At 70.5% G+C, this 10,368-nt stretch carries 10 protein-coding genes and 1 rRNA gene; 9 read left to right on the forward strand and 2 right to left on the reverse strand.

All coding sequences use genetic code 11. From position 1 onward, the window contains the following. Nucleotides 1-6: 6 nt before the first annotated feature. The 5 genes from rpsO (at nucleotide 7) to D7318_RS21175 (ending at nucleotide 5,468) form a co-directional block, all read left to right on the forward strand. Nucleotides 7-297 (forward strand): 30S ribosomal protein S15, encoded by a 291-nt coding sequence (gene rpsO / locus D7318_RS21155; RefSeq protein WP_120698701.1) that lies wholly within the window; start codon nucleotides 7-9, stop codon nucleotides 295-297. Between the two features lie 285 nt (nucleotides 298-582). Beyond that, the gene (locus D7318_RS21160; protein WP_120698702.1) at nucleotides 583-2,820 is read left to right on the forward strand and encodes a polyribonucleotide nucleotidyltransferase; all 2,238 of its coding nucleotides are present in this window, start codon (nucleotides 583-585) and stop codon (nucleotides 2,818-2,820) included. Beyond that, the gene (locus D7318_RS21165) at nucleotides 2,817-4,190 is read left to right on the forward strand and encodes a M16 family metallopeptidase (protein WP_120698703.1); all 1,374 of its coding nucleotides are present in this window, start codon (nucleotides 2,817-2,819) and stop codon (nucleotides 4,188-4,190) included. Before D7318_RS21160 ends, D7318_RS21165 begins: the two co-directional genes overlap by 4 nt. A 36-nt stretch (nucleotides 4,191-4,226) precedes the next feature. Beyond that, complete coding sequence (gene dapB / locus D7318_RS21170; RefSeq protein ID WP_120698704.1) at nucleotides 4,227-4,997, forward strand: 4-hydroxy-tetrahydrodipicolinate reductase; 771 nt, start codon at nucleotides 4,227-4,229, stop codon at nucleotides 4,995-4,997. A gap of 3 nt (nucleotides 4,998-5,000) precedes the next feature. Continuing rightward, complete coding sequence (locus tag D7318_RS21175) at nucleotides 5,001-5,468, forward strand: hypothetical protein (RefSeq protein ID WP_120698705.1); 468 nt, start codon at nucleotides 5,001-5,003, stop codon at nucleotides 5,466-5,468. On the opposite strand, the gene D7318_RS21180 is transcribed toward D7318_RS21175, so the two are convergent. Together D7318_RS21180 and D7318_RS21185 are read right to left on the reverse strand one after the other, a co-directional pair. After that, nucleotides 5,465-6,010 carry a hypothetical protein gene (locus tag D7318_RS21180; RefSeq protein WP_120698706.1) on the reverse strand — a complete coding sequence of 182 codons (546 nt, stop codon included), beginning with the start codon at nucleotides 6,008-6,010 and terminating at the stop codon, nucleotides 5,465-5,467. The two genes, D7318_RS21175 and D7318_RS21180, sit on opposite strands and share 4 nt — an antisense overlap. Before the next feature lie 45 nt (nucleotides 6,011-6,055). Continuing rightward, nucleotides 6,056-6,262 carry a hypothetical protein gene (locus D7318_RS21185; RefSeq protein ID WP_120698707.1) on the reverse strand — a complete coding sequence of 69 codons (207 nt, stop codon included), beginning with the start codon at nucleotides 6,260-6,262 and terminating at the stop codon, nucleotides 6,056-6,058. Nucleotides 6,263-6,427: 165 nt separating this feature from the next. Between D7318_RS21185 and thyX the strand changes: the two genes are divergently transcribed. The 4 genes from thyX to D7318_RS21205 form a co-directional block, all read left to right on the forward strand. Further along, entirely contained in the window at nucleotides 6,428-7,150 is a 723-nt protein-coding gene (gene thyX / locus D7318_RS21190; protein WP_120698708.1) for an FAD-dependent thymidylate synthase, read from the forward strand. 183 nt (nucleotides 7,151-7,333) lie between these two features. After that, on the forward strand, nucleotides 7,334-8,233 hold the full coding sequence (gene dapA, locus D7318_RS21195) for a 4-hydroxy-tetrahydrodipicolinate synthase (protein WP_120698709.1): 900 nt from the start codon (nucleotides 7,334-7,336) through the stop codon (nucleotides 8,231-8,233). Between the two features lie 137 nt (nucleotides 8,234-8,370). Continuing rightward, entirely contained in the window at nucleotides 8,371-10,056 is a 1,686-nt protein-coding gene (locus tag D7318_RS21200) for a ribonuclease J (protein ID WP_120698710.1), read from the forward strand. A gap of 236 nt (nucleotides 10,057-10,292) precedes the next feature. Continuing rightward, a 16S ribosomal RNA gene (locus tag D7318_RS21205) occupies nucleotides 10,293-10,368 on the forward strand; the annotation flags it as partial.

Here is a 10,368-nt window from a genome sequence, read left to right on the forward strand (position 1 = left end):
GTACGTGTGTCGTCGCTCGACGCCGCCACGAAGCAGAAGATCATCGCCGAGTTCGCCACGAAGGAGGGCGACACCGGCTCCCCCGAGGTCCAGGTGGCCCTGCTGTCCCGCCGCATCTCGGACCTCACCGAGCACCTCAAGACCCACAAGCACGACCACCACTCCCGCCGGGGCCTGCTGCTCCTGGTCGGCCAGCGCCGCCGCCTGCTCCAGTACCTGGCGCGCAAGGACATCCAGCGCTTCCGCACCCTGGTGGAGCGCCTCGGCATCCGCCGCGGCGCGGCGGGCGCCAGGTAAGACGCCGAAGAGGGAGCGGCCACCCGCGCGGGGCCGCTCCCTTCGCCGTATCCGGTCCGCCACGGACCGACACCGCGCCCGGGACCGCCCACCTTTGTAGGCTGGTCCCACGACACAACGAAAAACGACGCATGCATGAGGCGGAGCGCCTTCTCACCGTCGCCGGTCCTCGGTAGTGGCCCCCGGGCTGCTCTCCCGGAGGCTTCGATCGATGGCCGGCCCGTCGGGAGGTGCTCCACCCGCTGCCCCGCACCGCGCGGGGCGCAGAAGAGGAGATTCACCAAGGTGGAGAACGAGACCCACTACGCCGAAGCCGTCATCGACAACGGAGCCTTCGGCACCCGCACCATCCGCTTCGAGACCGGCCGCCTTGCCAGGCAGGCCGCCGGTTCCGCGGTGGCCTACCTGGACGACGACACCATGGTCCTTTCGGCCACCACCGCATCGAAGAACCCCAAGGACCAGCTGGACTTCTTCCCGCTGACCGTCGACGTGGAAGAGCGCATGTACGCCGCGGGCAAGATCCCCGGCTCCTTCTTCCGCCGCGAGGGCCGCCCCTCCGAGGACGCCATCCTCACCTGTCGCCTGATCGACCGCCCGCTGCGGCCGTCGTTCAAGAAGGGCCTGCGCAACGAGATCCAGATCGTCGAGACGATCATGGCGCTCAACCCCGACCACCTCTACGACGTGGTCGCCATCAACGCCGCCTCCTGCTCCACGCAGCTCGCGGGCCTGCCGTTCTCAGGCCCCATCGGCGGCACCCGCGTCGCGCTCATCCGCGGCCAGTGGGTGGCGTTCCCGACCCACACCGAGCTCGAGGAGGCCGTCTTCGACATGGTCGTCGCCGGCCGCGTGCTGCCGGACGGCGACGTCGCGATCATGATGGTCGAGGCCGAGGCCACCGACAAGACGATCGAGCTGGTCAAGGGCGGCGCCCAGGCCCCGACCGAGGAGGTCGTGGCCGCGGGGCTCGAGGCCGCGAAGCCGTTCATCAAGGTGCTGTGCCGGGCGCAGTCCGACCTCGCCGCCAAGGCGGCCAAGCCCACCGGCGAGTTCCCGGTCTTCCTGGACTACCAGGACGACGTCTTCGACGCGCTGTCCCAGGCCGTCCGCGACGAGCTGGCGCAGGCCCTCACCATCGCGGGCAAGCAGGACCGCGAGGGCGAGCTCGAGCGCATCAAGACGGTCGCCGCCGACAAGCTGCTGCCGCAGTTCGAGGGGCGCGAGAAGGAGATCTCCGCCGCCTACCGCTCGCTGACCAAGGAGCTGGTGCGCGAGCGCGTCATCCGCGACAAGGTCCGCATCGACGGCCGCGGCGTCACCGACATCCGCACGCTGGCCGCCGAGGTCGAGGCGATCCCGCGGGTGCACGGCTCGGCGCTGTTCGAGCGCGGCGAGACCCAGATCCTGGGCGTCACCACGCTGAACATGCTGCGCATGGAGCAGCAGCTCGACACCCTCTCGCCGGTGACCCGCAAGCGCTACATGCACAACTACAACTTCCCGCCCTACTCCACCGGCGAGACCGGCCGCGTCGGCTCCCCCAAGCGCCGCGAGATCGGCCACGGCGCCCTCGCCGAGCGCGCCCTGATCCCGGTGCTGCCCAGCCGCGAGGAGTTCCCCTACGCGATCCGCCAGGTGTCCGAGGCCCTCGGCTCCAACGGCTCGACGTCCATGGGCTCCGTCTGCGCCTCCACCATGTCCCTGCTGAACGCCGGCGTGCCGCTCAAGGCGCCGGTCGCCGGCATCGCGATGGGCCTGATCTCCCAGGAGATCGAGGGCGAGACGCACTATGTGACCCTGACGGACATCCTCGGCGCCGAGGACGCCTACGGCGACATGGACTTCAAGGTCGCCGGCACCCGTCAGTTCGTCACCGCGCTCCAGCTCGACACCAAGCTGGACGGCATCCCCGCCTCCGTGCTGGCCGCCGCCCTCAAGCAGGCCCGCGACGCGCGGCTGCACATCCTCGACGTGATGAACGAGGCGATCGACGTCCCGGACGAGATGTCGCCCAACGCCCCGCGCATCATCACGGTGAAGATCCCGGTGGACAAGATCGGCGAGGTCATCGGCCCCAAGGGCAAGATGATCAACCAGATCCAGGAGGACACCGGCGCGGACATCACCATCGAGGACGACGGCACCATCTACATCGGCGCCGCCGACGGCCCCTCGGCGGAGGCCGCCCGCACCACGATCAACGGCATCGCGAACCCCACGATGCCCGAGGTCGGCGAGCGGTACCTCGGCACCGTGGTGAAGACGACGACCTTCGGGGCGTTCGTCTCCCTGCTGCCGGGCAAGGACGGCCTGCTGCACATCTCGCAGATCCGCAAGCTGGCCGGCGGCAAGCGCGTGGAGAACGTCGACGACGTCCTGGGCGTCGGCCAGAAGGTGCAGGTCGAGATCGCCGAGATCGACCAGCGCGGCAAGCTCTCCCTGATCCCGGTCCTCGATGAGGACACGGCCGAGGCCGAAGGCGACGCGGCCGAGGCGGGGAAGGACGCTGCCGAGAAGTGAGGCGCACCACCCGTATCACGACGGCCCGTCCCACCTCTGCGGTGGGGCGGGCCGTGCCCGGTCAACGCCGCGCCGACGGCGGCCGGGGCGCCGTGCGCAAGACGGTCCTGCCCGGCGGTCTGCGGATCGTCACCGAGGCCGTTCCCGGCGTCCGCTCCGTCACCTTCGGCATCTGGGCGCGCGTCGGCTCCCGCGACGAGACCCCCGCCCTCAACGGCGCCACCCACTATCTGGAGCACCTGCTGTTCAAGGGCACCGAGCGGCGCTCCGCCCTGGACATCTCCTCAGCGGTGGACGCGGTGGGCGGCGAGATGAACGCCTTCACCACCAAGGAGTTCACCTGCTACTACGCCCGTGTCCTCGACGCGGACCTGCCGCTCGCCATCGACATCGTGTGCGACATGCTCACCTCGTCGGTGATCGCCGCCGAGGAGGTGGAGGCCGAGCGCGGGGTCATCCTCGAGGAGATCGCGATGACCGAGGACGACCCCAGCGACACGGTGCACGATTTGTTCGCCACGACGCTGCTCGGCGACAGCCCGCTGGGCCGCCCCGTGCTCGGCACGGTCCAGACGGTCAACGAGCTGACGCGCGACCGCGTCGCCCGCTTCTACCGCCGCCACTACCAGCCGCCCCGCCTGGTCGTCACCGCGGCGGGGAACGTGTCGCACGACGCCGTGGTCGACGCGGTGGGCGCCGCGTTCGAACGCGCCGGGGCGCTCTCCCACGGCGACGCCGAGCCCGTCGCCCCGCGCACCGGCCACCGCGCCCTGCGCTCCACAGGCCGCGTCGAGGTGCTCGAACGCCCCACGGAGCAGGCCCACATGGTGCTCGGCATGCCCGGGCTCTCCCGCCACGACGAACGCCGGTGGGCCCTGGGCGTGCTGGCCACGGCGCTGGGCGGCGGCATGAGCTCGCGCCTGTTCCAGGAGGTCAGGGAGAAGCGCGGGCTCGCCTACAGCATCTACACACACACCTCGGGCTTCGCCGACTGCGGCCTCTTCGGCGTCTACGCGGGCTGCCGCCCCGACCGCCTCCCCGATGTCCTCAAGATCTGCCGCGAGCAGCTGGCCGACGTCGCCGAGCACGGCATCGGGGACGAGGAGACGCGCCGGGCGATCGGCCAGCTCACCGGCTCGACGGTCCTGGGCCTCGAGGACACCGGGTCCCTGATGCACCGGCTCGGCAAGAGCGAGGTGTGCTGGGGCAGGCAGCTGTCCGTCGACGACCTGCTCGGCCGCATCGCCGCGGTCACGCCCGACGACATCCGCGGGGTCGCCCGCGACATCCTGGGCCGCCGCCCCTCCCTGTCCGTCATCGGCCCGCTCGACGACCGGCAGGCCGCGCGCCTGTCCGACGCGACCGTCTGAGCCCGCCCCACCCCGCAGAGCTGGAGAGAGAACGCGATGAGCAAGCTGCGCGTGGCCGTGATCGGCGCCCGAGGACGCATGGGCGCCGAGGCGGTGAAGGCGGTGAACGCCGCCGACGACCTGGAGCTGGTCGCCGCGCTGGGCCGCGACGACAAGCGCGAGACGCTGACCGAGGCGGGCGCCGAGGTCGCCGTCGAGCTGACCCACCCCGACGCCTCCCCCGCCAACGTCGCGTTCTGCGTCCGCCACGGCATCCACGCCGTCGTCGGCACCACGGGCTGGAGCGAGGAACGCCTCGCCACGCTGCGTGGCCAGCTCGCCGACGCCCCGGGCACCGGGGTGCTGATCGCCCCCAACTTCGGCATCGGCGCCGTTCTCACCATGCGGTTCGCCCAGCAGGCGGCGCGCTTCTTCGAGTCGGTGGAGATCGTCGAGCTGCACCACCCGGGCAAGGCCGACGCCCCGAGCGGCACCGCCGTCCGCACCGCCCAGCTCATCGGCGAGGCCCGCGCGGCCGCCGGGCTGCCCGCCCAGCCCGACGCCACGAGCTCCGCGCTCGACGGCGCCCGCGGCGCCGACGTCGCGGGGGTCCCGGTGCACGCGGTCAGGCTGCGCGGCCTGGTCGCCCACCAGGAGGTGCTGTTCGGCGACGAGGGGGAGACGTTCACCCTCAGGCACGACTCCATGAACCGGGGCTCGTTCATGCCCGGCGTGCTCCTCGGCGTGCGGCGGATCGGCGGGGCGCCGGGCCTCACCCTCGGCCTCGAGCACTTCATGGATCTGCGCGGCCTTGACCTGGACGGCTGAGTCGTGCGCGACCGGATCGTCCACGCCCTGCTGTGCGGCGCCCTGCTGGTCTACCTCGGTCTTGCCGGGCACCGCGGGGTGCTGCTCATCCAGGAGGGCACCCCGGTGACGGTCGGCCTGGGCGCCGCCGTGCTGGTGCTGCCGCTGCTCGGCGGCTGGTTCCTGTGGCGCAGCCTCCGGTTCGTGATGGACGCCAACCGGCTGGCCCGCGAGCTCGACGCCGAGGGCGGGCTCCCCGTGGACGACCTGCCGCGCACCCCCAGCGGCCGCGTGGACCGGGCGGCGGCCGACGCGGCGTTCGCCGCGCGCAAGGCCGAGACGGAGGAGCGGCCCGACGACTGGCGCTGCTGGTTCCGTCTCGCGGTGGCCTACCACGACGCGCGGGACACGCCACGCGCCCGCAGGGCGATGCAGCACGCGATCGCCCTGCGCGCCGCCGCCGGGACCGCAAGGGAGCGGGCGCCGCGTTAGCGATGCTCGGCGGCCCACGCCTCCAGCACGTCGGCCGCCCGGTCGAACGCCTCGGGCCGGGCCAGGAAGTCGGCGTTGTGGTCGGTCAGCAGGGTGCGCAACGCCTCACCGCGCCGCCGTTCCACCTGGACGGCCTGGCCCTGGACGCTGCGCGGCAGGCCGAGCCACTTCACGGGCTGCTGCACGGTGCACACCCGGGAGACGTCGCGCCAGCGCAGCGTCTGGGTCCACAGCAGGCCCACGCGGCGCAGCCCCCGCGCGCTGACCCAGATGCCCATGCGCAGCAGCCGCAGCGCGAACGCGATCACGGCCGCGGCGGCCACCAGGGTGGCGAAGGCGCCGGTGGGCGATCCCGCCAGCACGATGATCAGGGCGGAGATGAGCAGATAGGCCGCGATCAGCAGCGTCACCGCGGCGGCGCCGACGCGCCAGGGGCCTGGGCGGTAGGGGCGGCGCCAGGAGTCGGGACCCGCGTGGGGCAGGGCCGTCTCCGAGAGAGGGCCGGCGGAGTCGCGATCGGCCGCGAGAAAGTTCAGGGGCACGGCTGGTCCTCGTTCGTGTCACAGACGGGGCTGTGAACGGTGAGGCTACCGCGCCGTGCTGCCGTCGGCTGCGTTCGGGGCCTCGGGAACGGGCGGCTGCTCGACATCGAGGGCGGGACGGGCGAGCAGGAGGGTGCCTATCAGGCTGGATATCACGACAAGCCCGATCAGCACCCCGCCGAGTAGGTGGCCGAGGGAGGCGCGGGAGCGCGGCAGGACCACATTGCCGCGAAAGTCGTCGTGCTGGGCCATGAGGACACTCCTCACCTGATGAGACCACTAACAAAGGTATCAGCTGAACAATCCGACACATCGGTCACCATCCCATTTGCCCCGCTACCCGACCCGGGCGTCCGGCCTGGGGCGGGCTCTCACTAGGGTTGAGCCGCTCAGCCGTTACGTGGAAGGGACCCCCTGGTGACCGAGACCCCGAGTTTCCGCAGCGACATCACCGTCGAGCTGGTCAAGCACAGCGCCTCGGACACCGACGTCCTCTGGGCCGCCCGGGTCTCCACGGCGGGGGAGCAGTCCCTCGACGAGATCGGCAAGGACCCCGAGCGGTCCAAGGGCCTGCTCAACTTCCTGATGCGCGACCGCCACGGGAGCCCGTTCGAGCACAACTCGATGACCTTCCTGATCACCGCCCCGATCTTCGTCTTCCGCGAGTTCCACCGGCACCGCGTCGGCTGGTCGTACAACGAGGAGAGCGGCCGGTACCGCCAGCTGGAGCCGGTGTTCTACGTCCCGGGCCCCGACCGCAAGCTGGTGCAGCGCGGCCGCCCCGGCAAGTACGAGTTCGTGCCCGGCACCGACGAGCAGCACGTCGTCGTCGGCAAGGTGATGGAGGAGTCCTACCGGCAGGCGTACGCCGCGTACCAGGAGATGCTCGCCGCGGGCGTCGCCAGGGAGGTCGCCAGGGCGGTCCTGCCGGTCGGCCTCTTCTCCTCCATGTACGCGACGTGCAACGCCCGCTCGCTGATGCACTTCCTCGGCTTGCGCACCCGCGACGAGCGCGCCACGGTGCCGACGTTCCCCCAGCGCGAGATCGAGATGGTCGGCGAGCGGATGGAGGAGGAGTGGTCCCGCCTCATGCCTCTCACACACGCCGCGTTCAACGCGAATGGCCGTATCGCCCCCTAGAACCCGTGCGGCCGTGGGCCCCAGCCCACCCGAGGTGTCCATATTGCGACATTTCGCGAAGTTCATTTAGGGTGAATGAACGGACCCGGCGCTGCCTGAACCCCCGAGCAGGCAGCGCCGGGATCCACAGGTTGCCCGCCCCGATGGATCCGAGCATGCTGAGCTGCGAGTAGCGTGGAACCTATGGCTTCGACCTCCACTCCGCAGACCCCCTTCGGGCGGGTCTTGACCGCCATGGTCACGCCATTCACGGCGGACGGCGCCCTCGACACGGACGGCGCCCAGCGGCTCGCCACCCACCTCGTGGACGCGGGCAACGACGGCCTGATCGTCAACGGCACCACCGGCGAGTCCCCGACCACGAGCGACGCGGAGAAATCACGGCTGGTACGCGCCGTGGTCGAGGCCGTCGGCGATCGCGCGCACGTCGTCGCGGGGGTCGGCACCAACGACACACGGCACTCCATCGAGCTGGCCGAGGCCGCCGAGGGCGCCGGAGCCCATGGGCTCCTCACCGTCACCCCGTACTACAACAAGCCCCCGCAGGAGGGCCTTTACCAGCACTTCACCGCGATCGCGGACGCCACAGGGCTGCCGGTGATGCTCTACGACATCCCGGGGCGCAGCGGAGTGCCGATCAACACCGAGACGATGGTCCGCCTCGCCGACCACCCCCGCATCGTCGCCAACAAGGACGCCAAGGGCGACCTCGGCCGCGCCAGCTGGGCCATCGCCACGACCGGCCTCGCCTGGTACTCGGGCGACGACATGCTCAACCTCCCGCTGCTGTCCGTCGGCGCCGTGGGCTTCGTCTCCGTCGTCGGCCACGTCGTGACCCCCGAGCTGCGCGCCCTCGTGGACGCCCACACCAGCGGCGACGTCGCCAAGGCGACCGAGATCCACCAGAAGCTCCTGCCGGTCTTCACCGGCATGTTCCGCACCCAGGGCGTCATCACCTCCAAGGCCGCCCTCGCCTTCCAGGGCCTGCCCGGCGGCCCGCTGCGCCTTCCCCTCGTCGGCCTCGGCCCCGAGGAGACCGAGCAGCTGAAGCGGGATCTCGCCGCCGGCGGGGTACAGAACTGAGAACACACGAACGTTGCCCGCGCGCCACGCACCACCGCGCCGGGTGATAACTGAATACCGACCAGTGCACACAGTCACGCGCGCCATGCTGCCCCCGTACGACGGGGGCAGGTGGCGCGCGTGGTCAGGAGAGTCTCTTGAGTCATCCGCACCCAGAACTCGGCCGTCCGCCGAGGCTTCCTGAGGGTGGCCTACGCGTTACCCCGCTCGGCGGCCTGGGCGAGATCGGCCGCAACATGACCGTCTTCGAATACGGCGGACGGCTGCTGATCGTCGACTGCGGCGTGCTCTTCCCCGAGCAGGAACAACCCGGAATCGATCTGATTCTGCCGGACTTCAGCTCGATCAAGACACGCCTCGACGACATCGACGGCATCGTCCTCACCCATGGCCACGAGGACCACATCGGCGGCGTTCCCTTTCTGCTCCGTGAGAAGCCGGACATCCCGCTGATCGGCTCCAAGCTCACCCTCGCCCTTCTCGAGGCCAAGCTCCAGGAGCACCGCATCCGCCCCTACACGCTCGAGGTGCGCGAGGGCCACCGCGAGCGGATCGGGCCGTTCGACTGCGAGTTCGTCTCGGTCAACCACTCGATCCCCGACGCGCTCGCCGTCGCCATCCGCACCCCCGCGGGCCTCGCCGTGCACACCGGCGACTTCAAGATGGACCAGCTGCCGCTCGACGGCCGCCTCACCGACCTGCGCGCGTTCGCCCGCCTCGGCGAGGAGGGCATCGACCTGCTGCTCGCCGACTCGACCAACGCCGAGGTCCCCGGCTTCGTCCCGCCCGAGCGCGAGATCTCCGGCGTGCTGCGCCAGGTCTTCGCCCGCGCGGAGAAGCGCATCATCGTGGCCAGCTTCGCCAGCCATGTGCACCGCATCCAGCAGATCGTCGACGCGGCCCACGAACACGGCCGCCGCATCGCGTTCGTCGGCCGCTCGATGGTCCGCAACATGGGCATCGCCCGCGACCTCGGCTACCTCCGCGTGCCCGCCGGACTCGTCGTGGACGTCAAGGCGCTCGACGACCTGGCCGACCGCGAGGTCGTCCTCGTCTGCACCGGCTCCCAGGGTGAGCCGATGGCGGCGTTGTCGCGCATGGCCAACCGCGACCACCAGATCAGGATCGTGGAGGGCGACACGGTGATCCTCGCCTCCTCCCTGATCCCGGGCAACGAGAACGCCGTCTACCGCGTGATCAACGGCCTGACCCGGTGGGGCGCCAACGTCGTCCACAAGGGCAACGCCAAGGTCCACGTCTCAGGACACGCCTCCGCGGGCGAGCTGTTGTACTTCTACAACATCTGCCGGCCGAAGAACCTCATGCCGGTGCACGGCGAATGGCGCCATCTGCGCGCCAACGCCGAGCTCGGCGCGGCGACCGGCGTCCCCGCCGAGCGCATCGTCATCGCGGAGGACGGCGTCGTCGTCGACCTGGTCGACGGCAAGGCGAAGATCGCGGGCAAGGTCCAGGCCGGGTACGTGTACGTGGACGGCCTTTCGGTCGGCGACATCACCGAGTCAAGCCTGAAGGACCGTCGGATCCTGGGCGACGAGGGCTTCATCACCGTCTTCATCGTGGTGGACAGCAGCACCGGCAAGATCGTGAGCGGCCCGAGCATCCACTCGCGGGGCTCCGGCATCGAGGACTCCGACTTCGCCGATGTCATCCCCAAGATCGACGAGGTCCTGGCCAAGTCCGCCCAGGACGGCGTGGTCGAGCCCCGCCAACTCCAGCAGCTGGTACGGCGAACGGTCGGCAAGTGGGTCTCGGACACCTACCGCCGACGCCCGATGATCATGCCCGTGGTCATGGACGTCTGACCCCCTCGCACGCTCCATCTGGCAGCGGAGCGCCAGGATTTGCATCCAGGCGCTCCGCTCCAGTACGTTTACGACACCGCCGCAACGGGAAGCCGAGGTCGGCGGCCGGAGGCGCCCTTCATGGGAGCGTCCGTTCCTTGAGAACTCAACAGCGTGCCAAAAGTCAATGCCAGTTGATTGATTGAGAAGTATGTTCAGCGAGAATCTGTTCTCGGTGGATTGCTTGGTTTGAAGCATTCACGGAGAGTTTGATCCTGGCTCAGGACGAACGCTGGCGGCGTGCTTAACACATGCAAGTCGAACGATGATCCG

Source organism: Streptomyces radicis (assembly GCF_003626575.1).
GTDB lineage: Bacteria > Actinomycetota > Actinomycetes > Streptomycetales > Streptomycetaceae > Streptomyces > Streptomyces radicis.